Source organism: Rhizobium terrae, from assembly GCF_003425685.1.
Taxonomy (GTDB): Bacteria; Pseudomonadota; Alphaproteobacteria; order Rhizobiales; family Rhizobiaceae; genus Neorhizobium; species Neorhizobium terrae.
The window spans coordinates 158,576-182,637 of sequence record NZ_QJKM01000011.1 but is presented as its reverse complement, the minus strand read 5'-3'; the positions used below and the strand labels follow the sequence as shown (position 1 = coordinate 182,637).

At 62.3% G+C, this 24,062-nt stretch carries 22 protein-coding genes and 1 pseudogene; 9 read left to right on the top strand and 14 right to left on the bottom strand.

What is annotated here, in order from left to right:
* Positions 1-74: 74 nt before the first annotated feature.
* Both DMO26_RS21320 and DMO26_RS21315 read left to right on the top strand, forming a co-directional pair.
* Positions 75-1,568 carry a leucyl aminopeptidase gene (locus DMO26_RS21320; RefSeq protein ID WP_117194165.1) on the top strand — a complete coding sequence of 498 codons (1,494 nt, stop codon included), beginning with the start codon at positions 75-77 and terminating at the stop codon, positions 1,566-1,568.
* 45 nt (positions 1,569-1,613) lie between these two features.
* Positions 1,614-2,063: a DNA polymerase III subunit chi gene (locus tag DMO26_RS21315; RefSeq protein ID WP_117194164.1), complete on the top strand. Its 450-nt coding sequence runs from the start codon at positions 1,614-1,616 to the stop codon at positions 2,061-2,063.
* 48 nt (positions 2,064-2,111) lie between these two features.
* Here the strand turns inward: DMO26_RS21315 and DMO26_RS21310 are convergent, their stop codons facing one another.
* The 5 genes and pseudogenes from DMO26_RS21310 to DMO26_RS21290 all read right to left on the bottom strand — a co-directional run bounded on the left by DMO26_RS21310 (position 2,112) and on the right by DMO26_RS21290 (position 8,520).
* Positions 2,112-2,957 carry a polysaccharide deacetylase family protein gene (locus DMO26_RS21310; RefSeq protein ID WP_117194163.1) on the bottom strand — a complete coding sequence of 282 codons (846 nt, stop codon included), beginning with the start codon at positions 2,955-2,957 and terminating at the stop codon, positions 2,112-2,114.
* Positions 2,958-3,194: 237 nt separating this feature from the next.
* A pseudogene (locus tag DMO26_RS34470) lies at positions 3,195-3,323 on the bottom strand (type II toxin-antitoxin system VapB family antitoxin); the annotation flags it as partial.
* Positions 3,324-3,392: 69 nt separating this feature from the next.
* Positions 3,393-5,435 (bottom strand): prolyl oligopeptidase family serine peptidase, encoded by a 2,043-nt coding sequence (locus tag DMO26_RS21300; RefSeq protein ID WP_117194161.1) that lies wholly within the window; start codon positions 5,433-5,435, stop codon positions 3,393-3,395.
* Between the two features lie 102 nt (positions 5,436-5,537).
* Complete coding sequence (locus tag DMO26_RS21295; RefSeq protein WP_117194160.1) at positions 5,538-7,421, bottom strand: ABC-F family ATP-binding cassette domain-containing protein; 1,884 nt, start codon at positions 7,419-7,421, stop codon at positions 5,538-5,540.
* Positions 7,422-7,488: 67 nt separating this feature from the next.
* The gene (locus DMO26_RS21290; protein WP_162895009.1) at positions 7,489-8,520 is read right to left on the bottom strand and encodes a GGDEF domain-containing protein; all 1,032 of its coding nucleotides are present in this window, start codon (positions 8,518-8,520) and stop codon (positions 7,489-7,491) included.
* Between the two features lie 228 nt (positions 8,521-8,748).
* Between DMO26_RS21290 and DMO26_RS21285 the strand changes: the two genes are divergently transcribed.
* Complete coding sequence (locus tag DMO26_RS21285; protein ID WP_117194158.1) at positions 8,749-9,438, top strand: glutathione S-transferase family protein; 690 nt, start codon at positions 8,749-8,751, stop codon at positions 9,436-9,438.
* Between the two features lie 98 nt (positions 9,439-9,536).
* Positions 9,537-9,959, top strand: a complete 423-nt coding sequence (ndk, locus tag DMO26_RS21280; RefSeq protein ID WP_117194157.1) for a nucleoside-diphosphate kinase — start codon at positions 9,537-9,539, stop codon at positions 9,957-9,959.
* Between the two features lie 108 nt (positions 9,960-10,067).
* Here ndk and DMO26_RS21275 read toward each other — a convergent pair whose 3' ends face one another.
* Together DMO26_RS21275 and DMO26_RS21270 are read right to left on the bottom strand one after the other, a co-directional pair.
* On the bottom strand, positions 10,068-10,574 hold the full coding sequence (locus DMO26_RS21275; protein ID WP_117194156.1) for a hypothetical protein: 507 nt from the start codon (positions 10,572-10,574) through the stop codon (positions 10,068-10,070).
* On the bottom strand, positions 10,571-11,116 hold the full coding sequence (locus tag DMO26_RS21270; RefSeq protein WP_117194267.1) for a CGNR zinc finger domain-containing protein: 546 nt from the start codon (positions 11,114-11,116) through the stop codon (positions 10,571-10,573). Before DMO26_RS21270 ends, DMO26_RS21275 begins: the two co-directional genes overlap by 4 nt.
* Before the next feature lie 63 nt (positions 11,117-11,179).
* Between DMO26_RS21270 and DMO26_RS21265 the strand changes: the two genes are divergently transcribed.
* On the top strand, positions 11,180-12,076 hold the full coding sequence (locus DMO26_RS21265) for a branched-chain amino acid ABC transporter permease (RefSeq protein ID WP_117194266.1): 897 nt from the start codon (positions 11,180-11,182) through the stop codon (positions 12,074-12,076).
* A 3-nt stretch (positions 12,077-12,079) separates the two neighbouring features.
* On the opposite strand, the gene DMO26_RS21260 is transcribed toward DMO26_RS21265, so the two are convergent.
* The 4 genes from DMO26_RS21260 to uvrC all read right to left on the bottom strand — a co-directional run bounded on the left by DMO26_RS21260 (position 12,080) and on the right by uvrC (position 15,769).
* Positions 12,080-12,544, bottom strand: a complete 465-nt coding sequence (locus DMO26_RS21260; protein ID WP_117194155.1) for a molybdenum cofactor biosynthesis protein MoaE — start codon at positions 12,542-12,544, stop codon at positions 12,080-12,082.
* 123 nt (positions 12,545-12,667) lie between these two features.
* Positions 12,668-12,925, bottom strand: coding sequence for a molybdopterin converting factor subunit 1 (moaD, locus tag DMO26_RS21255; protein ID WP_117194154.1), 258 nt, complete (start codon positions 12,923-12,925; stop codon positions 12,668-12,670).
* Positions 12,922-13,509: a CDP-diacylglycerol--glycerol-3-phosphate 3-phosphatidyltransferase gene (pgsA, locus tag DMO26_RS21250; protein ID WP_117194153.1), complete on the bottom strand. Its 588-nt coding sequence runs from the start codon at positions 13,507-13,509 to the stop codon at positions 12,922-12,924. The genes moaD and pgsA overlap by 4 nt, the downstream gene beginning before the upstream one ends.
* A gap of 214 nt (positions 13,510-13,723) precedes the next feature.
* Complete coding sequence (gene uvrC / locus DMO26_RS21245) at positions 13,724-15,769, bottom strand: excinuclease ABC subunit UvrC (RefSeq protein WP_162895008.1); 2,046 nt, start codon at positions 15,767-15,769, stop codon at positions 13,724-13,726.
* Between the two features lie 683 nt (positions 15,770-16,452).
* On the opposite strand from uvrC, the gene DMO26_RS21240 reads away from it, so the two are divergent.
* Positions 16,453-17,091: an outer membrane protein gene (locus DMO26_RS21240; protein ID WP_117194152.1), complete on the top strand. Its 639-nt coding sequence runs from the start codon at positions 16,453-16,455 to the stop codon at positions 17,089-17,091.
* A gap of 68 nt (positions 17,092-17,159) precedes the next feature.
* On the opposite strand, the gene DMO26_RS21235 is transcribed toward DMO26_RS21240, so the two are convergent.
* The 3 genes from DMO26_RS21235 to DMO26_RS21225 are packed head-to-tail and all read right to left on the bottom strand — an operon-like array spanning position 17,160 to position 19,372.
* Positions 17,160-17,756, bottom strand: coding sequence for a glutathione S-transferase (locus DMO26_RS21235; protein WP_117194151.1), 597 nt, complete (start codon positions 17,754-17,756; stop codon positions 17,160-17,162).
* Between the two features lie 36 nt (positions 17,757-17,792).
* Positions 17,793-18,512 (bottom strand): ribonuclease T2 family protein, encoded by a 720-nt coding sequence (locus DMO26_RS21230; RefSeq protein WP_226951376.1) that lies wholly within the window; start codon positions 18,510-18,512, stop codon positions 17,793-17,795.
* A complete protein-coding gene (locus DMO26_RS21225) occupies positions 18,509-19,372 on the bottom strand; it encodes a 23S rRNA (adenine(2030)-N(6))-methyltransferase RlmJ (RefSeq protein ID WP_117194150.1) in 864 nt (287 codons plus the stop codon). The genes DMO26_RS21230 and DMO26_RS21225 overlap by 4 nt, the downstream gene beginning before the upstream one ends.
* An 84-nt stretch (positions 19,373-19,456) precedes the next feature.
* On the opposite strand from DMO26_RS21225, the gene DMO26_RS21220 reads away from it, so the two are divergent.
* From DMO26_RS21220 to DMO26_RS21210, 3 genes are all read left to right on the top strand, one after another.
* Positions 19,457-21,607, top strand: coding sequence for a molybdopterin-containing oxidoreductase family protein (locus DMO26_RS21220; protein ID WP_117194149.1), 2,151 nt, complete (start codon positions 19,457-19,459; stop codon positions 21,605-21,607).
* Complete coding sequence (locus tag DMO26_RS21215) at positions 21,604-22,188, top strand: NUDIX domain-containing protein (RefSeq protein ID WP_117194148.1); 585 nt, start codon at positions 21,604-21,606, stop codon at positions 22,186-22,188. The genes DMO26_RS21220 and DMO26_RS21215 overlap by 4 nt, the downstream gene beginning before the upstream one ends.
* A 143-nt stretch (positions 22,189-22,331) precedes the next feature.
* The gene (locus DMO26_RS21210; RefSeq protein ID WP_117194147.1) at positions 22,332-24,041 is read left to right on the top strand and encodes an SH3 domain-containing protein; all 1,710 of its coding nucleotides are present in this window, start codon (positions 22,332-22,334) and stop codon (positions 24,039-24,041) included.
* The last annotated feature ends 21 nt before the right edge of the window (positions 24,042-24,062 follow it).

Sequence of the window (24,062 nt, the reverse complement as noted above, 5' to 3'; positions counted from 1 at the left end):
GCAGTTCCGCCCTTGCGCTTGAGCCCGAAACGGCGATGATCGCGACTCCTCTTCGACAGTCCCCTGGAGCCGCAATGTCCGTGAAATTCGATATCTCGTTCGCCAAATCCGCCAAGCTTGAAGGCGGCCTTGCCATCCAGCTCAAGCTTGCGGGCGACGGGCCGGCGGCGGGCGCTGCGGAGGCCGATCCGGCCGGCATCGTGACGCGCGCATCCGAGATTGCGAAATTCTCCGGCAAATCCATGGCCGTGCTCGACATCATCGCGCCGCAGGGCTCTTCCCTCGACCGGCTGGTTGTGCTGGGGCTCGGCAAGGCCGATGCCCTGACGGCCTATGACTGGATCAAGGCCGGCGGCGCTGCGGCAGCTTCCGTCAGGAACATGACGAAGGTTGCGATCTTCATCGATGCCCCGGGGGCGGCCGTCGGCGGCGCGGAAGCAGCCGGCTTCGCGCTCGGCATGCTGCTGAGGGCCTATACGTTCGATGCCTACAAGACGAAGAAGGGGGACGACGAGGACAAGGCGCCGAAGACGGTAAAGGTGACGATCGTCACCGCCGAACACACGGCCGCCAGGAAGGCCTTTGCTGATGCCGAGGCGATTGCCGGGGGCGTGAACCTCGCCCGCGACCTGGTCAACCTGCCGCCGAATGCGCTCGGCCCGGTCGAATTCGCCGACAAGGCCAAAGAGCTTGAGAAACTCGGGGTCGAGGTGGAAATCCTCACCGAGAAGGAAATGAAGAAGCTCGGCATGGGAGCGCTGCTCGGCGTCGCGCAGGGCTCGGTGCGGCCGCCGAGGCTTGCCATCATGCAGTGGAAGGGCGGCAAGGCCAAGGAGGCCCCGCTTGCCTTTGTCGGCAAGGGCGTCGTCTTCGACACCGGCGGCATTTCCATCAAGCCGGGCGCGGGCATGGAGGACATGAAGGGCGACATGGGTGGCGCCGCCGCCGTGACCGGCCTCATCCACACGCTCGCCGCCCGCAAGGCCAAGGTCAATGCCGTGGGCATCATCGGCCTCGTCGAGAACATGCCGGACGGCAATGCGCAGCGTCCGGGCGATATCGTCTCCACCATGTCCGGCCAGACGATCGAGATCATCAATACCGACGCGGAAGGCCGGCTCGTGCTCGCCGATGCGCTTTATTACTGCAACGACCGTTTCAAGCCGCGTTTCATGATCAACCTGGCCACGTTGACCGGCGCGATCATGGTGGCGCTCGGCAACCTGCATGCCGGCCTTTTCTCCAACGACGACGAACTGGCCGGCCAGTTGACCGGAGTGGGCGATGTGACGGGCGAGCGTCTGTGGCGCATGCCGCTCGGCAAGGATTACGACAAGATCATCGATTCGAAATTCGCCGACATGAAGAATACCGGCGGCCGTTACGCGGGTTCGATCACCGCGGCGCAGCTCCTGAAGCGCTTCGTGGGAGACACCCCCTGGGCCCACCTCGATATCGCCGGCACCGCGATGAATTCGCCATCGAACGAGATCAACCAGTCCTGGGGCTCGGGCTACGGCGTGCGCCTGCTGGACGAACTGGTCCGGGCCCATTACGAGGCGGGTTGAGGACCCGATTGTCATTTCTGGCGAAATATTGAGTTCTCAACCGTGATGACCGAAATCCTCTTCTACCATCTGACCGAATCCAAGCTCGAGGAGGCGCTGCCGGCACTCCTCGAAAAAAGCGTCGAGCGTGGCTGGAAGGTGGTTGTGCAGACGAACGAGGATGCGCGGCGGGATTTTCTCGATGCGCATCTATGGACCTTTCGCGAGGACAGTTTTCTGCCGCATGGCACGGATGCCGCGCCGATGGCCGATGCCCAGCCGGTTCTGCTCACCGCCGCCGCGGAAAATCAGAACGGTGCGACCGTCCGTTTCGTCGTCGATGGTGCGGAACCGCCGGCGGCGGCGGACTACGAACGGATCGTCTTCATGTTCGACGGCTACGACACGTCGCAGCTCGAAAATGCCCGCGCCCAATGGAAAAGGCTGAAGGGCGAGGGGCACGCGCTGACCTACTGGCAGCAGTCGGAGGAAGGGCGCTGGGTCAAGAAGGCGTGACATGCCCTCTTTTCCGCGCGCGGTGCGTCGTCCAGCCCTACCTGATCTTCAGTTCAGCCAGGCCATCATCATCGACGAATTGCTGTGGCGCAGTCGCACGACCTTGTAGCCTTCGGCCTTCAGCTGCGTGAGCAGTGCCGGCAGCATGGCCGCGGTGCGGGCATGGATGTCATGCAGCAGGATGATGCCCTTGCCGTGAGCGCGCAGCGAACTCATCGTGCGCGTGGCGACGGCGGCCGGCGAGACGCCGAAATAGTCCTTGGAATCGATCTGGACGTCCAGCACGACCATACCGTTCGAGGCGACCCACTGGCGCAGCTTTCTGGTGTCGGCGAGATAGGGGAAGCGGAAGAAGCCCGCGTCTTCGTGCGTGACGCTGGTGACGGCGTCGCGACCCTTTTCGATCTCGGCGACGGCCGCATCGAAGGAAAGATGCTGCAGATCGGCGTGGCGATAGGTGTGGCTGCCGATCGTGTGGCCGGCGTTCACCACCTTTCGGGCGATGGCCGGATGGGCCTTGGCCATCTGGCCGACCATCAGGAAGGTCGCCTTGACATTGTATTCGTCGAGGATGGAAAGGATCTTCTCCGTCTTGTTCGGCATTGGGCCGTCGTCGAAGGTCAGCACCACTTCCTTGTCGTTGAGCTTCAGGTCGGACAGCGAGCCGACGCTGATGGTGCGACCGGCAAGGCTTCCCGGATTGTTCACGCGGCCCCAGGCAACGGGCGTGAGCGCCACCGGCTCGTCGGCGTTGGCGACCTTTTTCGGCGACGACAGCGCCTTGGCAGGCGCGAATGATGTGGCAAGGGTGCCGCCTTCGGTCTGGCTGCGACCGGCGCAGGAGGAAAGCAGGCACGCGACGGCAGCGGCGACACAGAGGACGCGGACGAACATGGGGCGACTCGGGGCTTAAAAGTGACTAAGGATTTGAGACGCCGCAACTTTCGCCGATTATGGTTAATGGCGGGTTTATGCCGGGAACAATTGGCAGGAGCCGATGATCAGGCGAGGTCGGTGAGGGCGAAATCCTCGCCGACATAGAGCAGGTCGAGGCTGGCAGCCTTGGCGCTGGCATATGAAAAGCAGTCGCCGAAGCCTTTCGGCAAGCGGCGGCTTCTCAGGCTTTTCAGGTGTTTGCGAATTCTCCACCACACGTTCCAACGCCTGCCTTATGGCATCCGTCTTGGTCGGAGCGTTGAGAATTTTCCTCGCCTGTTCGGCGAGCTGGTTGACGCGTTCGTCGCGGACATAAAGGGGCATCCGGGCACCTCGTGAATATACGTCGGAATATAGTATATTCACGAGGCAGACAATTCGGACAAAATGCGCTCAGTCCCGCATGATCGTCTGGCGCAGGAAACTGTAGCCCATGGCGGCGCGGGTGGCCTGTTCGGTGGAATCTCCGGCCCCGCCGTGGCCGCCTGAGCTGTATTCATGGAAGAGCGGCGTGTGGCCGGCTTCGATCAGCCGCTTGGCGAAGCGCCGGGCATGCGAGGGATGCACCCGGTCGTCGTTGGACGAGCTTTCGATATAGGCCGGCGGGTAGGTGACTTCATCGGCCGGCTTGACCCGATGCAGCGGCGAATAACCGAGCATGTAGGCAAGGTCGGCCTCGTCGTCCGGATTGCCGTATTCGTCCATCCACGCCTTGCCGGCCGGAAAGACGTGGAAGCGGGACATGTCGATGACCGGGACGCGGGTCCATACCGCGCCGAAGTCTTCAGGATAACCGGTCAGCATCACGGCCGTCAGCAGGCCGCCATTGCTGCCGCCGGTGCAGGCGATGCGCGACGGTTTCGTATAACCGCGCTTCACGAGATCGCGGGCGACCGCGACGAAATCCTCGAAGGCCTTGTGGCGGCCGTGGCGCTTGGCGACCCTGTGCCAGTCAGGCCCCAGTTCGCCGCCGCCGCGGATATAGGCCTGCACATAGGCGCCGCCCTGTTCCAGCCAGAGGCCGTTGGTGCCGGAATAATGGGGCGCCAGCGGCGAGGCGAAGCCGCCGTAACCATACATCAGGACGGGTAACTCGCCCTTGGTCCAGCTCTTCGGGAAGGCTATGTGATAGGGCACTTTCGTCCCGTCTTCCGACGTCGCTTCCAGAAGCTCCGTCCGCATGCCCTCGGCGTCGAAATAGGTGGGCGAAGTGCCGGTAAGCACGAGCTCCGGCTTGCGTGTATGGTCGGTCAGGTCGAGGCGGTAGGTGCTGTAGGGCAGGAGGAAGCCCTGGCCGATGACGGTCAGCACTTCTTCGCCGAGTGTCAGATCGGCATCGAGCAGCCGGAAATTCACGGTCTGCAGCTCTGATGGCAACAACAGCTCTTCCGGCTCGGCTCCAGCCTTCGTCAGATCGAGCAGATAAAGTTTCGGCACCATCCGGTCGCTGACCATGAACAGCGCCCAGGTTCTCAGCAGGGAAAACTGCGAGATCGACTGCCCGTCCTTCGGCGAATAAAGAACGCGCGCCTCTCCAAGTGCCTCGTCCGTAAACGGCGCGATTGTCTGCAGGATCAGGCTGCCCGTCGGATGGCGCTCGTCGGTCTTGGCGCGCCAGAGAATGTGGCTGTGATTGGTTGAATAATCGATCTGGGTCGGCAGATCGAGGCGGCGGACATCGCCCTTGGCATCGCGTAGATGCACGCTCACCTTGCCGATCTCATGGCCGATGGAAAAGACCTCCACCGGCCGCTCGCCCGGCTTGCCGCCCCAGAAAAGCGGATCGATGGAATAGGCAGAGCCGTAGACATCATCCTTGCCGGCTTCGAAATAGACCGGCGCATCCTGAACCTTCTGCCCGCGCTTCAGCCGGCGGCCGACGCGCGGCCAGCCGGAGCGGGTGGCTGAGTTTTCGTCCACCGAGCCGAAATAGGCAATCTCGTCGCGAGAGAGCCAGCTGGCGTGGGTGCGCGCTGCCGGCGTATCGAAACCACCTTCGACGAAGGTTTTGGTTTCGGTATCGAATTCCACCAGCCGCAGCAGGTCGGAACCGCCATCCGAAAGGATGAGCAGCACCAAAGTCGGCTCGAACGGACAGGTGATCGCCCCGTAGTAGATCCAGCGCTTGTTTTCCTGTTGGCAAAAGGCGTCGAGGTCGAGCACCTTCTCCCAGGCTGCATCCGACAGCGGCTTCTGATCGGCTGGCAACCGGCGCCAGATGCCCAGCGGATTGTCCTTGGTGCGGTGGTAGTCGAACAGCCACTTGCCGCGACGGGAAGGGACGATCAGCCGGTCCTCCCGCTCGATCATCGCCTTGATGATGTCGCGGTCCTTGCCGAATTCCGGTGTCTGCAGTTCCCGGTCGGAAGCCTGGTTCTGCTCGGCGATGAACGCAAGGGTCTTCGGATCGTCGTCCGTTTCGAGGAAAAGGTCCATGGCATCCTCCGTTCAGGGAAGCCAATACCTAGGGAGCGAATCGGCAAGGAGCAACCATGCCGCCGATCATTCCGGATTCGGCACAGGTTCCCGCCGGGCGGATCAGGATGCCATCGCCTCTTCATATTCCGACGAAAGCATCAGCCATTCCTCTTCCGCCGCCGAGAGCTTCGCAGCCGCTTCACCGCGTTCCTTGGCCTTGAGCGCGGCCTTGGCAGGCGCCTTGTCGTAGAGAGCCGGGTCTGCAAGCTCTTTATCAAGAGCCTGAATCTGCTTCTCCAGCTTGGCCGTCAAAGCTTCGATTTCATTGATCTTTTTCTTGAGCGGCGCAAGCGAGGCGCGCTTCTCCGCATTGACCTTCCGCTGTTCGGCCTTCGAAGCGGTGTCGTCGGGGCTCTGAGGTTTCTCATCCTTCTTTCGGCCGGCCGAGACGATGAGGTCGCGATATTCGTCGAGATCGCCTTCGAAGGTTTTCACCGTGCCTTCGTTGACGAGCCAGAGCCGGTCGACGGTCGCCTCGATCAGGTGCCGATCATGGGAAATCAGGATGACGGCGCCGTTGTAGTCGTTCAGCGCCTCGATCAGCGCCCGGCGGCTGTCGATGTCGAGATGGTTGGTCGGCTCATCGAGGATCAGCAGGTTCGGCGCGTGGAAGGCAGCAAGGCCCATCAGCAGGCGCGCCTTTTCGCCGCCGGAAAGATCCTTGGCGGCGGTCGCCATCTTTTCGGTCGCAAGTCCCATCTGCGCCACGCGGGCGCGCACCTGCGCTTCCGGCGCCTGCGGCATCAGCCGGCGCACATGATCGACGGGCGTTTCGTTGGGTATCAGGTCGTCCAGCTGGTGCTGGGCGAAGAACCCGATCTTCAGGCTCGGCGCGAGCTTGATCTCTCCGCTTTCGGCCGAAAGTCGCCCGGAAATGAATTTCGCGAAGGTGGATTTGCCGTTGCCATTCGAGCCGAGCAGCGCGATGCGGTCGTCGTTGTCGATCCGGAGGCTGATGTTCTTCAAGATCGGCTTGCCCGGCGTATATCCGACCGCACCCTTGCTGATCGCGACGATCGGCGAGGCAGGCTGCTTGTCCGGTTCCGGGAAGGTGATCGGCTGGACGTGATCCTCGACGACGGCCGCCACCGTGCCCATGCGCTCCAGCGCCTTGATGCGGCTTTGCGCCTGGCGGGCCTTCGTCGCCTTGGCGCGAAAGCGGTCGATGAAGCTTTGCAGATGCTTGCGCGCGGCATCGTTCTTGGCCTTCGCTTTCATCTGCAATTCGTCGGCTTCGGCCTTTTGCCGCTCGAACTGGTCGTAGCCGCCGCGATAGAAGGTGAGCTTTTGTCTGTCGAGATGCACGATCGAGTTGACCGCGTTGTTCAGCATGTCGCGGTCGTGGCTGATGACGATGACGGTGTGCGGATAACGTCGAACATAGTCCTCCAGCCACATCGTGCCTTCGAGGTCGAGGTAGTTGGTCGGCTCGTCGAGGAGAAGCAGATCCGGTTCGGCGAAGAGCACAGCCGCAAGCGCCACGCGCATGCGCCAGCCGCCGGAAAACGAGGAAGCGGGGCGCTGCTGCGCTTGCGTGTCGAAGCCGAGGCCGGAGAGGATGCTCGCGGCGCGCGCTTCGGCGGAATGGGCGTCGATATCGACGAGCCGCATCTGGATTTCGGCGATGCGGTGCGGATCGGTCGCGGTCTCCGACTCCTTGAGAAGCGCCGTGCGCTCCTTGTCGGCGGCGAGTACGATGGTGATCAGCGACTCCTCGGTGCCAGGCGCTTCCTGCGCCACCTGGCCGATCCGGGCGTTCTTCGGAATGGTCACCGAACCGCTTTCGGCGGCCAGATCGCCGGTGATGATCTTGAAGAGGGTGGATTTGCCGGCGCCGTTGCGGCCCACAAGCCCGGCCTTCGTGCCCGCCGGAAGCGCCACGCTGGCATTGTCGAGGAGGAGGCGGCCGGCGATGCGGGCCGAAAGTTCGGTGATCGTGATCATGGCGGCGGTTTTGGCCGAAACTCATGGCCAAGGCAAGAGACCGCGTCCTCGACGATCGCCCGGCAGCTTACCTCCGCTTGGGCATGTCCGCGTATGTCACGACCGTCAGGCGTGGATTGGCCTTGGCGGCTTCCAGCGCGGACGTTGCTTGCAGGCGCAGTTCCGGCGGCGAGAAGGCATCGGCGGTCAGTGAGGCGCCGATCGAAAGGCGCAGAGCCGGAGCCCCTTCGGAGGCTGCGAAGATCAGGTTGTCGGCGATCGAGGCGGCAAGCCGCTCGGCGATCGGCTGCACGCTGTCGCGGTCGACATCGCGAAACAGGAAGGCGAAATCGCCCTTGCCGATGCGAGCCAGGAAATCGTTTTTCTTGACAGCCTTGCGGAAGATCGTCGCCGCCTTCTTGACCAGCCGATTGGCTGCCGGCTCGCCATAGGTCTGGGCAATATGTGGAAGATCGTTGATCGTCACCAAGAAAAGGGCGGTCTCGCGGCTTTCCCCATTGGCGCCGTAAAGCGTCTCCAGACGTTCGGCGAGCGCGGCATGGTTCGGCAGCGAGGTCAGGCGGTCGCGCAGCGTCACCGAGCGGGCGGTGAGCGCTTCGCGCTCGGCCTTGGCAAGACGGTCCGCACCCGATCTCAGGATGGCTTCGAGCTCGGTTTCGGCGACCACGGCGTCGGAAAGCGAGACGCTCAGATATTCGATCTCGGCGAGGATGTCGGCCGGACCGGCATTGCTGTCCTGCCTCAGGCTGCGTGCGACGGTCTCGAGCACGCGGGTAAAGCCCTGCTTCTGCGCGACGCCGCTCGCCATCTTGTCGCGAAGTTCCATGAGCAGCTTGATTTCCTGTTCACGACCCTTGGGAGGATTGAGCGCGACGAACCCCGGGAGCTGGTGCCTCAGGCCGATCTCGTCGAGCTGGGTCTGCGAAGGATTGGCGGCGAGCGCCAGCACATCGCGGGAAAGCGCTGCGTCCGAGCCGGAGAGCGCCTCGTGAAACAGTTCATAGTTGCGCGGCAGGCCGCCGACCTCCAGCTTCGCCATGTATTGGGTCACCGCATGCAGGTTCCGGTCTCTTGCCGCCTTGCTCACTTCGCCCGCCATGTCTCGTCCTCTCGGATCTATTTGTTCCTTGATGAGGCAAGCCATGCTGGATCGCTTTTAACATCTGCTAAAAATCCCCATTCGGATTGTCGGTAGGGTTAAGCGAAGATGGATGCCCACGTGACCGGTACCGTTTCGGCTGATGCGATCCATGAAATTTGCTGATTGGATTTGAACGCCGGTTTGCCTGCACTATGCTTCACACACAATCGCATCGGGAGCCGCGCCATGACACGTATCCTCTATTCGCTCTGCGGCGCTGACGAAAGCCGCCCGTTCTCGCCGCATTGCTGGAAGGTGGTGCTGGCGCTCGCCCACAAGGGGCTGGACTTCATCGAGCGCCCGACGCCGTTCACGAAGATCCCGGAGCTGGAAGGCGGGTTTTCCAAGACGGTGCCGATCCTGAGGGACGGCAACCAGCTGATCCGCGACAGTTTCGAGATCGCGCTATATCTGGAAGAGGCCTATCCCGACCGGCCGACGCTGTTCGGCGGGGAGGGCGGCAAGGCGCTGTCGCGCTTCGTCGAGCGCTTCTCGCAGAACATCATCCATCCGGCGATCTCCCAGATCGCCGTGCCGGATATTCATGACATGCTGGACGAGACCGACCGGATCTATTTCCGCAAGAGCCGCGAGGCGCTTCTTGGCAGGACGCTGGAAGAGGTGAGGGCGGGGCGCGAGGCGGCCGTTGCCGGTTTTGCCGCCAAACTGGAGCCGGTGCGGCAGACGCTCGGATATCAGTCCTATCTCGGCGGAGACACGCCGCTTTTCGCCGATTACATCCTGTTCGGCGCCCTGCAATGGATGCGAATTACGGCCGGCGCCAAGGTATTTTCCGAAGACGACCCCGTAGGTTCGTGGTTCGATCGCTGCCTCGACCTGCATGAAGGCCTAGGCCGCAGTGTGACGCCTGCGTGAAATTGGGGGAAACCCCCTTGTTTCCAGCGAAAGGGGCGGGTAAAGACCGCCCACTTTCCCCCTTAATCACTGGGCCACAGGAAACGAAGGATAGAACAATGGCGATTGAACGCACGTTTTCGATGATCAAGCCGGATGCCACCAAGCGCAACCTGACGGGCGCCATCACCAAGATGCTGGAAGACGCCGGCCTGCGCGTCATCGCTTCCAAGCGCGTCTGGATGAGCAAGCGCGAAGCGGAAGGCTTCTATGCCGTTCACAAGGAGCGCCCGTTCTTCGGTGAACTCGTCGAAGGCATGACCTCCGGCCCGACCGTGGTGCAGGTTCTCGAAGGCGAAAACGCCATCCTGAAGAACCGCGAAATCATGGGCGCCACCAACCCGGCCAACGCCGCGGAAGGCACCATCCGCAAGACCCACGCTCTCTCCATCGGCGAAAACTCGGTTCACGGCTCGGACGCTCCGGAGACCGCGGTCCAAGAAATCGCCTACTGGTTCTCCGAAACCGAGATCGTCGGCTGATTGCCGAAGGTCTGAGTGGAACGAGAGAAAGCCGGGGTTCGCCTCGGCTTTTTTGTTGGTGAGACCGTGCGGCATGGCGATCTCGCCTTGCGGCGGAGATCGGGCGCTCTAGGCCGGACAGTTTGCCTCCTTGGCGTAGTCCACGCTGCCATCCGCCTTGAAGACTTCCGGGTTCGGCGTGTAGATCGGCCCGACCACGAGTGGCTTGGATGGCATCATTTCCGTTTGCTCCATGTTTGAGGTGACGCTGGTTTCGATCGTCTGCAGCGGTTTTCGGTCGGCGCCGACGAGGCGGATTTTTACCGAATAGGTCTTGTCCTTCTTCACGCATTTCAGGTCCGGGCTTTCCAGCACGATCTTCTCCATGGCCGGGAAAAGCTTCTGACGTGCCGTCAGGGGTGCGCCGCCCTGCGGGTTTTCGAATTCGGCCTCGGCATAGGCGCCTTCCGGGAAGGGCGCCGTCTTCCTGAGCGTGATGACGTAGTTGGCGGCGGCGACGCGGTAGTTGAAGATGAACACCCGGCCGGAAAGCTCGGCGAGCGGTTCATCCGCCTTGCGCTGGCAGGCGGCGAGGGCAAGCGCGGCGAGGCCGCAGATGAGGAGCCGGTGCATCATGACGCGGCCTCCTTCTTGCGATGGTAATGGCGGTTGGCTTTGACCCGGTTGCCGCAGACGGCCATGTCGCACCAGGTGCGGCTGCGGTTCTTGCTGCGGTCGATGAACAGCCAGCCGCAATTGCCGCATATCTTCAGGCGCTTGATTTCCGCCTCCGCGAGCAGCCGGAGCGCGGAATGGGCGGTCGCCGCCTCAAGCGAGTTCTTCTCCGCGCAGCGCAGGACGGCAGCGGCGGCTTCCAGGAAATCGGCAAGCAGCGCCTGCGCCTCGTCGCCTTGGGCGCGCGCCCGGAAAAAACCGTCGATCGCCTCGCGCAACGCCAGGAAAGGCGCGCGGTTCTGCGGCCGGATGGGGAGAAGATCGCCGAACAATGCCCGCTCGGCGCAAAACGTCTCGGCGGCCTTCGGAAAGAGGTCCATCTGTTCCGGCTCCGCAAAGCGGTCGATGCTGCGTGCCGGATCGAAACGCAGGATGACGCTGTTGGCGACATCCAGCGCCAAAGCGCCTCCGGCGAAACGATGTGCGGTCCAGGAAAAGCTCATGGCAATATTATAACTGGCAAAATCCAATTGACCAGTTATATTTGGGTCGCTATCGGAGTGCCCATGGCCTATCTTCTGCAGCAACTGGCGAATGCAGTCCCGCTGGCGGCGCTTTATGCGACGCTCGCCTTCGGCTATTCGCTCGCCTTCGCCGTGACGAAGCGGGCGGACATCACCTATGGGGCGATCTTCGCCTTTTCCGGCCATCTCTACCTGCTTTTTGCCCATATCGGCTGGAACCGGTTCTGGCTGGTCCTCCCGGCGGCGCTTTCTGTCGGCGCGGTCGTGGCGCTCGCGGGCGGCATAGGGGCAGGCGTGACGGTGGGGCAGTTCGTGATGCGGCCGCTTGCAGGTATCTCGCCGAATGCGGTCACCGTCGCCTCGCTCGGCGTGCTGATGGTGCTGATGGAAGGTGCGCGGCTTGCGTCCGATACCCGTGAGCTGTGGTTGCCGCCGTTCCTGAATGACGCTCTCGTCTTCTGGCGGGGCGACGGTTTTCCGGTGACGCTGACGCTGATCCAGCTCGCCAATGCCGCCGTGATGCTGGCGATGATGGCTGCGGGCCATCTGATCCTCACCCGCACCCGCTGGGGCCGCATGTGGCGGGCGGTCGCCGACGACCCCTTCGCCGCCGAGCTCTCTGGCACGAATTCTTCCCGCGTCTTCGTGATGGCCTATGTCTTCGCGGCGCTGTTCGCTTCGGTCTGCGGCGTGCTTGCCACGTCCCACTACGGCACCATGGACTTCGGCGCCGGCCTTCTCTTCGGACTGAAGGTGGTGCTGATCGCCGCCGCAGGCGGCCATTCCAATCCGATCTGCTCCGCAGCCGGCGCTGCCGTTGTCGGTTTTGCCGAAACGCTCTGGAGCGGCTACGGCCCCATTCTCTGGCGCGATCTCGTCGTGGTCGGCGTTCTCGTCCTTGTGTTGGTCATGAGCCGCCGGGAGCGGGTGGTGCCGTAGCGGCTATTTCCACTTGTCGCGTGCGGTATCGTCGGCGTCCTTGGCGGCGATCCAGTCGCCTGCCGTGCCGTCGGCGGCGTGTTCTTTTTTCCAGAAGGGTGCGGACGTCTTCAGGAAATCCATGACGAAATTGGCCCCGTCGAAGGCCGCTTGCCGGTGGGGAGCCGCGGCGATGACCAGCACGATGTTTTCGCCCGGCATGATCCTGCCGTGGCGGTGGATCGCGGTGAGGCCGAGCAGGGAGAAGCGCTTGACGGCGATCCCGCCGATGCGGCGCATCTCCGCTTCCGCCATGCCGGGATAATGTTCGAGTTCGAGGGCCGAGAGGGCACCCTGTTCATCGCGGCAGAGGCCGGAAAAGGTGACGACCGCGCCGATGTCCTTGCGGCGGGCGATGAGGGCGTCGATTTCCGATTGCAGGTCGAAGTCGGCCGATTGGACGCGGATGGTGGGGGTGATGTTCGACATTGACCGTTTCCTTTGCCGCGGGCCGAATTTGCCTTGCCGCTCCCGGCCCATCGCGTCGGCTCGGGTGTTCGACGCTAAAATCGATCCGCTGGATCGGTTTCTCCGGCCTTGGCGGACCGTCTCTCACCCACCTGTCATCGGCGGGAAAATGCCGATTTCCCGCGCTCCCGCGATGAGTTCATCATGCTCCGCATGTTCCTGGTTGATCGCCACGCGGATGACCTCCGGGAACTGCAGCGCGTTCTCGTATTCTTCACCCAGATCCTTGAGATGATTCAGCAAATCGCGAACGGTGATGACGCTTGCCGGCAGATCGATTTCCTCTTCCGGCTTGCCGATTCGTTCCCGTACCCAGGCGAAATAGACGAGTTTGACGCTCATTCTTCGTCCACCAGATGTTTGACCCCGGCGCGGAAATAGTCGTAGCCGGTATAGAAAGTGAGGATCGCTGCGATCCACAGAAGCGCGATGCCCATCTGGGTCGTGTAGGGCACGATCTTGTCGCCGGCAGGGCCGGCGAGCAGGAAGGCGATCGCTACCATCTGGATCGTGGTCTTCCACTTGGCAATCCGCGTCACCGGCACCGAGACTTTCAGCGCGGCCAGATATTCACGCAGGCCCGAGACGAGGATTTCACGGCACAGGATGGTGATCGCCGCCCAAAGCGACCAACCGGCGATCGTCTGATCGGCGGCAAGCAGCAGCAGTACGGCCGCCACCAGCAGCTTGTCGGCGATCGGATCGAGCATGCGGCCGATATTCGACGTCTGGTTCCAGATGCGGGCGAGATAGCCGTCGAGATAATCCGTGATCGACGCGGCGGCGAAGAGAACGAGCGCCGTCCAGCGGGCGACGTCCGAGCTTTCAAGCTGCCCCTCGATGAAGAAACAGCCAACGATGACCGGCACGGCCAGGATGCGCGCATAGGTGAGGAGATTGGGAATATTGTATGCGCGGGAAGCCATGGACAACCTATTGCGATGTTTGCCCCTAGTTGAGGCCTGGAATGGAATGCGTCAACATGCCGTGACGGCTTTTTTGCAGGCGATTGCGTCAGATGGATGAACGCCCGGGGAAACGGTTCTTCACCTGACTGCCGCCGGCCTTTCGCTTTGGCCCAGGGCGTTCGTCATTCGAAACGATTGACGGGATCCTTTCATCGGCTGCGCCGACCGCTCCTCACCCCGCCCGCGTCTCATGAAAGTGATTGTAGATCTGCTTGGCGACGGCCTCGGAAATGCCTTCCACCGCCATGAGATCCGTCAGCCCGGCGCGGGAAACGGCCTTGGCGGTGCCGAAATGCTGCAGAAGCTTGCGCTTGCGGCCGGGTCCGATGCCGGAAATCTCGTCGAGCGGGTTCTTGACCATTTCCTTCTTGCGTCGCGCGCGGTGGGAACCGATCGCAAATCTATGGGCCTCGTCGCGCATGCGCTGAATGAAATAAAGCACCGGATCTCGCGGCGGCAGCGAGAAGTCGGTCTTGCCGTCGGCGAAGAAGCGCTCGCGGCCCGCCTCGCGATCGACGCCCTTGGCGACGCCGATCGCGGTGACGATGTTCCGGATGCCGAGTTCGTCGAGAATGGCGCGCACGGCGGTCATCTGGCCTTGGCCGCCGTCGATCAGGATGACGTCCGGCCAGGCGGGAAAAGCGGCGTCGTTGATATCCTCGCCAGCGGCGGCGATCTCGGTGGGTGTGCCGCGATCGGGAATGCCTTCCTCCTTGATGAGGCGGGAAAAGCGGCGGGTCATCACCTCGCGCATCATGCCGAAGTCGTCGCCGGGGGTGATGTCGGTCGATTTGATATTGAACTTGCGGTACTGGTTCTTCACGAAGCCTTCCGGCCCCGCCACCACCATGCCGCCCACCGCGTTCGTGCCCATGATGTGGGAGTTGTCGTAGATCTCGATGCGGCGCGGCGCCTGGGCAAGGCCGAAGGTTTCGGCAAAGCCCTGCAGCAGGCGGGCTTGCGATGAGGTTTCGGCAAGCTTGCGGCCATGCGCCTCGCGGGCATTCGCCAGCACATGGTCGGTCAGGTCCTTCTTTTCACCGCGCTGGGGCACCGAGATGATGACCTTGTGGCCGGCCTTTTCTCCGAGCGCCTGGGCCAGGAGATCCTGTTCCTCGACCGTCTCGGACAGCAGGATCTGCCGCGGCACCGGCTTGTCGTCGTAGAACTGCGCAAGGAAGGCGTTGAGGATCTCGGCGCCGGACATCTGCGGGTCGGCCTTGGGGAAATAGGCGCGGTTGCCCCAGTTCTGGCCGGTCCGGAAGAAGAAGACCTGGATGCAGGAAAGACCGCCTTCGTGATGGATGGCGAAGACGTCTGCCTCCTCGACGCCGGCCGGATTGATGCCCTGATGGCTCTGGACATGTGAAAGCGCGGCGAGACGGTCGCGATAGATGGCGGCGCGCTCGAAATCGAGATCCTCGGAGGCTTCCGCCATCTGCGCGGCGATCGCCGACTTGACGTTCTGGCTCTTGCCGGAAAGGAAATCCTTCGCCTCCTGGACGAGTCCGGCATAACCCTCGTCGCTGATCTCGTGGGTGCACGGTCCCGAACAGCGCTTGATCTGGAAGAGAAGACAGGGACGGGTGCGAGTCTCGAACACGCTGTCCGTGCAGGTGCGCAGCAGGAAGGCGCGCTGTAGTGAATTGATGGTGCGGCCGACGGCGGCGGCCGACGCGAACGGCCCGAAATAATCGCCCTTGCGGGCGCGGGCGCCGCGATGCTTGAAGATTGCCGGCGCGCGATGATCACCGGTGATCATGATATAGGGGAAAGACTTGTCGTCGCGCAGCAGGACGTTGAAACGTGGCCGGAGGCGCTTGATGAGGTTGGCCTCAAGCAGCAGCGCCTCGGTCTCCGTCCGCGTCGTGACGAATTCCATATGCGTCGTCTCGCGCACCATGCGGGCGAGACGGTTGGAATGGACGCGGCCCTGCGCATAGTTGCCGACGCGTTTCTTGAGGCTGCGCGCCTTGCCGACGTAAAGAACGTCCTGCGCGTCGTTGAACATGCGGTAGACGCCGGGGGCGTTCGGCAGGTGCTTGACGAATTCGGCGATGAGTTCGGCGCCCTTCAGCCCGCTTTCGTTTTTCCAGCCTTCGTTCCAGTCGATCGACGCGGCGGGACCGTCGCTCGGCTCGGCCACCAGAGCATCGTCGTCATCGTCTTCCGTCTCGTCGTAAAGAACGCCGCCGTCGGGCAGCTTGGTACCGTTCATTCCATAGTCTCCGCCAGAGCCCCGCCGATCGTGGCCGGCGGCTGGCCTTATCTGATTCGAAGCATGGGCCCGGCATCGGCTGCTTGTCAAAAGTCTGCGGGTTGGCGGCCTGAGCCGCAAATCATCGGCCGCTGCCGCAGAGATAGTGACTCGGTCCTTGTTTTGGAAGCCGGAGCGCGAGGCCGACCCGCCATGGCCGTCTGGTGCGGAAAGCCGTTTTCCGCCGGTTCATTTGAGGCAAAATTCCGGCAGGGTACTTGGCGAAGTGCCCGGCTTTGCGCCGGTATCGCCTGAAACTATCTATTTTCATCGTTGAAATCTCGTTGTGTGATGCGTGCTGGCGGCGTTCTTCTATGAATAGAAGTGGAAACCCAGAGTCTCCGGCGGGAATGGGGGGTGCCGAAAGTTATATTGACGAGTTTTGACTTGTCGTTTAAGAAGTAGTTTATGAATGTAAAAGTTTTTATTCTTCAGTTAAGGATCAATTAGGGTTAATGATATACATGTTGCGATACAGCAACATCCAATTTCGGCCTTGTGTCTGCCACAATCAATTCACATTTCGGCTCTTTCAAATCCTCAATTCGCATCCACATTCACCTTCAGCGGGCAGGGAACAAATCTGCCGCGAATGATGTTGTCGCGGCGAACTTCCCGGCACAGCAGTAAAAGGAGAAAAATGTATGCGTATTCTCATCGCAACTCTGATGGCCTCGGCAGCCAGCTTCATCGCCATCTCCGCGGCCAATGCCGCTGATGCCGTCGATCAAATTCCGCAGGCTCCGGCAGCAGTCGAAGAGCCGGCACCGGTTGCCACCTGGCAGGGCTTCTACCTCGGTGGTTACGGCCAGTATGACTGGGGCCGCTTCGGCGGCGCAGGCGATCGTGACGGCGCGTTCGGCGGCGGTGCGTTCACCGGCTACAACTGGCAGTCCGGCCAGATCGTCTACGGTGTCGAAGCCGATGTCGGCTACAACGGCACGAAGAACGACACGATCGAAGGTTTCGAAGGCAAGGCCGGCTGGAACGGCTCGGTTCGCGGCCGCGTCGGTTACGACCTCAACCCCTTCATGATCTACGGTACGGCAGGTCTTGCCCTGCAGGACAACGAGCTGAAGGATGCCACCTCGTCCGACAGCAAGACCGGCGTCGGTTACACCGTCGGTGCGGGTGCGGAAGCTTTCATCACCAACAACATCACGGCCCGCGTCGAATACCGTTACACGGACTACGGCACCGATCGTTACAGCCTCGACTCCGGTTCGGTCTCGAAGGGCTTCGACGACCACAGCGTCAAGGTCGGTATCGGCGTCAAGTTCTAAGCCTTTCGAAAGGCTGAGAAAAAAGCCCGGACTTCGGTCCGGGCTTTCTTGTTTTCGGAGGGCCGCTTTCAGGCCGCCGATTTCATCGAGGCATAGTGGGAAAAGCGCTTGGAGAAGGTATCGGGCCAGGAGGCGAGCTCGGGCCGGCCTTCCGCCCACTGGCCGTTGAAGCGCAGGTCGAGGTAACCGATCAGCGCAGCGAGCGCAAAATGCCCGCCGTTCAGCTTCTTGCCGGTTTTCGGCAGGTTGTTTTCCAGATAGTCGAGGCCGCGAACCACCTTCGCCCACTGCTTGTCGATCCACGGCTGGTGAACCTTCTCTTCGTCCCGCGAGCGGCGTTCGTAGACGATCGCCAGAAGGCAATCCATGATGCCGTCGCAGAGCGCTTCCAGCACTTCCGCCTCGGTGCGCTTCTGATCCTTCTTCGGATAAAGCTTTCCGCCAGACTGGCGGTCGAGGAAGTGCATGATCGCCACGCTGTCGTAGACCGGCGGTTCGCCGTCGCGGATCAGCACCGGAATCTTGCCGAGCGGGTTGCTGTTGATGAGCTCCGGCGGATTTGCGTTGGTATCGGTCTTCACCTCCGTGATCTCTATGCCGAGATAACGCGCCGCCATGCGCGCCTTGGCGGAATAGGGCGAGGCCGGAGAATAAAGCAGCTTCATGGTCTTTCCTCTTGATGAAAGGCGTGATGAAAAACGTCAGCGCGCCGCCGGCAAGGTGATCTGGCCGATCTTGCAGCCGTCCCGGTCCACCTCGGCGCAATCGCGGAACTGCAGGTCCTTGGTCAGGCAGATGCGGACTTCTTCGAGCTGCTTGCCTTCACAGCTCGTGGAGATGCCGCGCCGGCTCATGCCCGGATTGGCGATAACGAATTTTTCCTCGATCTGCTCGGCCGAGAGCGTCAGGGCGGTCTCGCCGCGGGAGAGATCGGAAGGGAGGCGGATGCGGCCCCAGGCCTCGCGCAGCTTGCCGAAATAATCGCGCTGGCCAAGGCCGGTGCAGCTTCCATGCTTGCGCCACTGATGGCCGATCAACCCCATGGACGGCATGATGTCGAAGAGCGGCCGGCCGAGCTCGCGGGGAACGCGGTCCGGTTCGCTGGTCTCGCAGAAATCCGGATAGCCTTTTTCGTATTGCGGCCAGAGCCCGTGTACGATGAACCGGAAGTCCTTGCCCGTGCCGCATTGCTGGTCGTTCCTGCTGCCGCCTTGCCCGGCGCAGAATGTCGGCGACCAGGAAAGCGACAGCACGTAGAAATCGAAGATGCCGGCATGGTCCTGGCGGCTTTCGGGGCGACGCTCCTGCGCTGCGGCGGTCGTTGCCAGCACCGTGATCAGCATGGTGGTGAGAAGGTGTTTCATGGCGCGGCGAACCTCCCGGATGCGCCGCACCATGGGCGGGAAGCCGCGGGCAGTCAAGTCTCGTTCACCTCTTCGCCCTGCAGCCAGAAGGCGCGTTGCGAGGCGAAACGGTCCTGCGCCAGAACGGTCTTCAGGACCGGCAGAAGCAGATGCAGTTCGTCCTTCAGCGTGAAGGGCGGGTTGACGATGACGAGGCCCGAACCGGTGAGCCCGGTCGTGTGGCGATCGCTGCGGACGGTGAGTTCGGCGCAGAGCATCTTGGGGATGCGGAGCGCCTGCAACTCGTCGTGAAAGGCCTTGAGCGGGGCGCTCTTCTTGATCGGATACCAGAGGCAGTAGATGCCGCCCGGAAAGCGCCGCCATGCGTTGGCGAGCCCTTTCACCAGGCGCTTGTATTCGCCGTCTTCCTCGAAGGGCGGATCGACCAGGATGATGCCGCGCTTTTCCTTCGGCGGCAGATGCGCGCCGAGCGCCAGCCAGCCGTCGAGTTCGGTCACGCGCACCTGGAAATCGCCTTCGAACAGGTTGTGCAGACGGTTGAAGTCTTCCGGGTGCAGTTCCATCGCCGAGAGTCGGTCCTGTGGGCGAAACAGCATGCGGGCGAGCTTCGGAGATCCGGGATAGAGTCGGACGCCGCCATCCGGGTTTAATTCCCTGACGGCGTTGAGATAGGGCTCCAGGAGTTCGGCGACCTTTGGCGGAAGCTCCGCCCCCATCAGCCGGCCGATCCCTTCCAGCCATTCGCCGGTCTTCTGGGCTTCGTCGGTGGAAAGGTCGTAGAGCCCGATTCCGGCATGGGTATCGAGCACGCGAAATGCCTTGTCCTTGTTCTGCGCGTAACGGACGAGTCGCGCCAGAACCGCATGTTTCAGGACGTCGGCAAAGTTGCCCGCGTGATAGATATGCCGGTAGTTCATGGTCGACCATATTCCAGAATCAATAAATTTGATGCGCCGCAAAAGCTGCTTTTGGCAGCCATCGGCTTGCAATATAGAAAACCCATGAACGTTGCGACCCAAATCACCGCCAAAACCACTCTCGGCCATAATTCCGTCGGCCACACCGTCTGCCCGCACGACTGTCCGTCCGCCTGCGCGCTGGATGTCGACCTGACGGCCGACGGCCGCATCGGCCGGGTGCGCGGCGCGGCCGACAATACCTATACGGCCGGCGTCATCTGCGCCAAGGTGGCGCGCTATTCCGAGCGCATCTATCATCCGGGCCGGCTGATGGTGCCGCAGCGCCGCAAGGGCGCCAAGGGTGCGGGCGACTGGCAGGAGGTTTCCTGGGAAGCGGCGCTCGACGAAATCGCCGAGGCCTTCGTGAAGGCCGAAGCGAAACATGGATCCGAAGCTGTCTGGCCTTATTTCTACGCCGGTACGATGGGCCAGGTGCAGCGCGATTCGATCGAGCGCCTGCGGCATGCCAAGAAATATTCCGGCTTCTTCGGCACGATCTGCACCAATATGGCCTGGACCGGTTACGTCATGGGCACGGGTGCGCTGCGCGGCCCCGATCCACGCGAGATGGCGAAATCCGATTGCGTGGTGATCTGGGGCACCAATGCCGTATCGACCCAGGTCAACGTCATGACCCATGCGGTGAAAGCCCGCAAGGAACGTGGCGCGAAGATCGTCGTCGTCGACATCTACGACAATCCGACCATGAAGCAGGCGGACGTCGCGCTGACCGTCCGCCCCGGCACCGACGCCGCACTTGCCTGCGCCGTCATGCACATCGCCTTCCGCGATGGGCATGCCGACCGCGCCTACATGGGAAAATATGCCGACGACCCTGCCGGTCTCGAAGTGCATCTGAAGACGAAGACGCCGGAATGGGCTTCGGCCATTACCGGCCTTTCGGTCGAGGAGATCGAAAACTTCGCCAGGCTGGTCGGCACGACGAAAAAGACATTCTTCCGGCTGGGATACGGTTTCGCCCGCCAGCGCAACGGCACGGTCGCCATGCATGCGGCGCTGTCGATCGCGACCGTGCTCGGCTCATGGCAATACGAGGGCGGCGGCGCCTTTCACAACAACGGCGAGATTTTCAGGCTCAACAAGTCCGAACTGATGGGCACCGCTTATGCCGACCCGGACATCCGCCAGCTCGACCAGTCGCAGATCGGCCGGGTGCTGACCGGCGATGCCGAAGCGCTGCGCCATGGCGGGCCGGTCACGGCCATGCTGATCCAGAACACCAACCCGATGAACGTCGCCCCGGAACAGCGCCTCGTTCGCCGAGGTTTCCTGCGCGACGATCTGTTCGTGGCGGTCCACGAGCAGTTCATGACGGATACGGCCGCCGTCGCCGATATCGTCCTGCCGGCGACGATGTTCCTGGAGCATGACGACATCTATCGTGCCGGCGGTCAGCAACATATTCTGCTCGGTCCGAAACTCACCGAACCGCCATCGACCGTCCGCACCAATCTCTTCGTCATCGAGGAATTGGCCAAACGCCTCGGCGTCGACCATTTCCCTGGTTTCGGCCTGAACGAGCGCGAGCATATCGACCGGATTCTGAAGGATAGCCATTGGCCGGGTGTCGACGTGCTGGAGCGGGAAAAGTGGATCGACGCGCAGCCGGATTTCGAGACGGCGCATTACATCAAGGGCTTCGGTTATCCGGACGGCAGGTTTCGCTTCCGCCCCGACTGGACGAACGGACCGTGGCCGGACAAGCCGCCGGCAAATGTCGGTCCGATGGGGCCGCTTTCCGAACTGCCGGTCTTCCCGGATCAGGTCGACGTTATCGAAGTGGCGGACGAGGCGCATCCCTTCCGGCTGGCGACCTCTCCGGCAAGAAGCTTCCTCAACTCCTCCTTCTCCGAAACCAGGAGTTCCTACGAGAGGGAAGGGCGGCCGGACGTGATGATCGAGCCGACCGATGCGGAACGTCTCGGCATTGCCGACGGCGATATCGTCCGGCTCGGCAACAGCCGTGGTGAAGTGCGCCTGCATGCCAGGATCGTGCCCGGTGCAAGGCCGGGCGTGCTGATCGCCGAGGGGCTCTGGCCGAACGGCAGACATCTCGACGGCGAGGGCATCAACGTGCTGACCGGCGCCGATGCCGTCGCTCCCTATGGCGGCGCGGCCTTTCACGACAACAAGGTCTGGCTTCGCAGAGAGACCCCCAAGGACGCCGCATGACAATGGATGAACGGGCGAAGATCGTCGGCGATACCACGCTGTCGAATGGCTGGACGCGACTGTCGAGCGTCGAACTCGACTATACGGACCGCAATGGCGCGACGCATCGGCTGAGGCGTGAAATCTTCCATCGGACGCCCGCGGCCTGCATCCTGCTCTATGATCCCGGCCGCGACATCGTCGTGCTGGCCAAGCAGTTCCGCCTGCCGGCTTATCTCACCGGCGATCCCGCATGGATGATCGAAGTGCCGGCCGGGCTTCTCGACGGCGATGAGCCGGAGGAGGCGATCCGCCGCGAGGCGATCGAGGAAACCGGCTACCGGGTTCGCGACGTCCGCTTCCTCTTCAAGGCCCTGACCTCGCCCGGCGCGTTGACGGAGGTCGTGCATTTCTTCTATGCGCCGATCGATCTTTCCGATCGTGTCAGCGATGGCGGCGGCCTGGCGGAGGAGCATGAGGACATCGAAGTCCTGGAACTGCCGCTCGATGAAGCCGTGGCGATGATCGAAAGCGGCGAGATCATCGACGCCAAGACGATCATCATGCTGCAATGGGCGGTGATAAACCGGAATCACCTGTAGACGGACGCGCGCGCGGCATTCCCATCAGTCGGGATATGCCTGCCTTTCCGTAACCCGACGCTCGCGTCTCGATTGTATTTGTAATTTGTTTGTGCACGCAACTTATGCGATAATTCCGCTCGACTTTTTTTAGGGGGCGGAATATGGCAAATTCAAATGACATTCTCTGGTTCAAGACCAGTTTCGCGGCAAATATAACCGCGGCGACGGCCGGCACCGTTTTTGATGTGGACATGCTGACGGCGCTTGCCTGTCAGGAAACCGGTGAGCTCTGGACTGCCATGCGGCGCCAGAACCTCACGCCGGTTCAGATTGCGGCCCTCTGCTGCGGCGACATCATCGACGCGAACGGAGGCCGCAATGCATTTCCCCGGACGAAAGCGGATCTCACAGCCGTTCCCAACGGAACGCAGATGTTCGCGATCGCCCGCACCGCGTTCGTCGATATGGCGGCGCACGTCCCTCAATATCAGCGCTATACCTCAAACCCGAACAAGTTCTGCCACGGCTTCGGTGTCTTCCAGTACGACCTCCAGTTCTTTCTGGAGGACCCGAACTACTTTCTCCTGCAGAAATACCAGAATTTCAGCAGTTCACTCCAGAAGGCCCTCGGCGAGCTGAAGACGGGCTTGCGGAAACGGGGTCTGCAGAACCGGACCTCCATTACCGACATGGAATTTTGCGAAGTCGCGATATGCTACAACACCGGCGGCTTTGATCCGAGCAGGGGTTTGAAGCAGGGCTATAAGGTTGACGGCAAGTATTACGGCGAGTTCATCCGCGACTATCTCGCGATGGCCCGACGTGTCGCGGCTCCGGGTGCCGCTCCGGCAGTGGTGGCGCCGGCGGCGGGCACGGCGTTTGTTTCGGACGGCGGGGCTGTGACGGCAGCGGGAGCATTCTTCGAGGTAACGACATCCGTCTCGACGCTGCGCCTGCGCAGCGAGCCGCGGATCAGCAATCCGGAAGGGGAGAACGTCGTCGCGGAAATGCCGGACGGGCATATCGTCCAGGCTGTCGGCGGCGATGTCAGGAATGGTTTCATCGAGGTTGAGACCATGCTGGGCAACCGCCTTTTCCGCGGCTTTGCGGCGAGCAGGTATCTTCAGGCTATTTCCGCACCGAGCGCTCAGGTCGAGATCAGCAACAGCGCGCCGCCGGCGGCAGTCGGCCAAATCCCACCGGCCAATCTCAAACCTCCTGCCGGGCTGATAACGAAACGCACCGCCATTGCGACGGCTCACTCGCTGAATGAGCCGAACATGCCGCGAAGGACGAGCACCGGCCCCGCGGAACTTCGCGCCGAACTCGGGGCGATCATTGATTATCTTGCGACGGACAATCCGCGCCACAAACGCTACTGGCCGCGCGACGGACTGACATTCTGCAATATCTACGCGCACGACTACTGCACGCTTGCGGGTGTCTATCTGCCGAGAACGTGGTGGAACCAGTCGGCCCTGCTGAAGATCGCCGCGGGACAGCAGCTGCAGGCCAAGCTTGGCAACACGGTGGACGAGGTGCGTGCGAACGATCTCTTCCGCTGGCTCAGGGATTTCGGAACCGCCTTCGGCTGGCGGCGCGCGGCATCTCCGACCGAATTGCAGGATCATGCCAATATGGGTGGTGTCAGTCTTATCGTGGCGCGTCGGAAGCAGGACGGCCGCTCGGGCCATATCGTTGCGGTGGTGCCGGAGACGGCGGACGAGACCGCCAAGCGGGATGCGTCAGGTCAGGTGACCATGCCGCTGCAGAGCCAGGCTGGCGCGGAAAATTTCCGCTATGGCCGGAGTACGCTGAACTGGTGGAAGGATGACCGGTTCGCGGAGAGCGCCTTCTGGATCCACGGATGACCGGCAACTCATCGCATGGTC

Excerpts from the sequence above, each read along its gene's own strand:
- DMO26_RS21300 (WP_117194161.1), bottom strand. The coding sequence starts at position 5,435 with ATGGACCTTTTCCTCGAAACGGACGACGATCCGAAGACCCTTGCGTTC.
- DMO26_RS21215 (WP_117194148.1), top strand. The coding sequence starts at position 21,604 with ATGACAATGGATGAACGGGCGAAGATCGTCGGCGATACCACGCTGTCG.
- DMO26_RS21295 (WP_117194160.1), bottom strand. The coding sequence starts at position 7,421 with ATGATCACGATCACCGAACTTTCGGCCCGCATCGCCGGCCGCCTCCTC.
- DMO26_RS21270 (WP_117194267.1), bottom strand. The coding sequence starts at position 11,116 with ATGAGCTTTTCCTGGACCGCACATCGTTTCGCCGGAGGCGCTTTGGCG.
- uvrC (WP_162895008.1), bottom strand. The coding sequence starts at position 15,769 with ATGAACGGTACCAAGCTGCCCGACGGCGGCGTTCTTTACGACGAGACG.
- DMO26_RS21285 (WP_117194158.1), top strand. The coding sequence starts at position 8,749 with ATGACACGTATCCTCTATTCGCTCTGCGGCGCTGACGAAAGCCGCCCG.
- DMO26_RS21265 (WP_117194266.1), top strand. The coding sequence starts at position 11,180 with ATGGCCTATCTTCTGCAGCAACTGGCGAATGCAGTCCCGCTGGCGGCG.
- DMO26_RS21235 (WP_117194151.1), bottom strand. The coding sequence starts at position 17,756 with ATGAAGCTGCTTTATTCTCCGGCCTCGCCCTATTCCGCCAAGGCGCGC.
- DMO26_RS21315 (WP_117194164.1), top strand. The coding sequence starts at position 1,614 with ATGACCGAAATCCTCTTCTACCATCTGACCGAATCCAAGCTCGAGGAG.
- DMO26_RS21310 (WP_117194163.1), bottom strand. The coding sequence starts at position 2,957 with ATGTTCGTCCGCGTCCTCTGTGTCGCCGCTGCCGTCGCGTGCCTGCTT.
- DMO26_RS21290 (WP_162895009.1), bottom strand. The coding sequence starts at position 8,520 with ATGGCGGGCGAAGTGAGCAAGGCGGCAAGAGACCGGAACCTGCATGCG.
- ndk (WP_117194157.1), top strand. The coding sequence starts at position 9,537 with ATGGCGATTGAACGCACGTTTTCGATGATCAAGCCGGATGCCACCAAG.
- moaD (WP_117194154.1), bottom strand. The coding sequence starts at position 12,925 with ATGAGCGTCAAACTCGTCTATTTCGCCTGGGTACGGGAACGAATCGGC.
- DMO26_RS21275 (WP_117194156.1), bottom strand. The coding sequence starts at position 10,574 with ATGATGCACCGGCTCCTCATCTGCGGCCTCGCCGCGCTTGCCCTCGCC.
- pgsA (WP_117194153.1), bottom strand. The coding sequence starts at position 13,509 with ATGGCTTCCCGCGCATACAATATTCCCAATCTCCTCACCTATGCGCGC.
- DMO26_RS21225 (WP_117194150.1), bottom strand. The coding sequence starts at position 19,372 with ATGAACTACCGGCATATCTATCACGCGGGCAACTTTGCCGACGTCCTG.
- DMO26_RS21210 (WP_117194147.1), top strand. The coding sequence starts at position 22,332 with ATGGCAAATTCAAATGACATTCTCTGGTTCAAGACCAGTTTCGCGGCA.
- DMO26_RS21220 (WP_117194149.1), top strand. The coding sequence starts at position 19,457 with ATGAACGTTGCGACCCAAATCACCGCCAAAACCACTCTCGGCCATAAT.
- DMO26_RS21260 (WP_117194155.1), bottom strand. The coding sequence starts at position 12,544 with ATGTCGAACATCACCCCCACCATCCGCGTCCAATCGGCCGACTTCGAC.
- DMO26_RS21320 (WP_117194165.1), top strand. The coding sequence starts at position 75 with ATGTCCGTGAAATTCGATATCTCGTTCGCCAAATCCGCCAAGCTTGAA.
- DMO26_RS21240 (WP_117194152.1), top strand. The coding sequence starts at position 16,453 with ATGCGTATTCTCATCGCAACTCTGATGGCCTCGGCAGCCAGCTTCATC.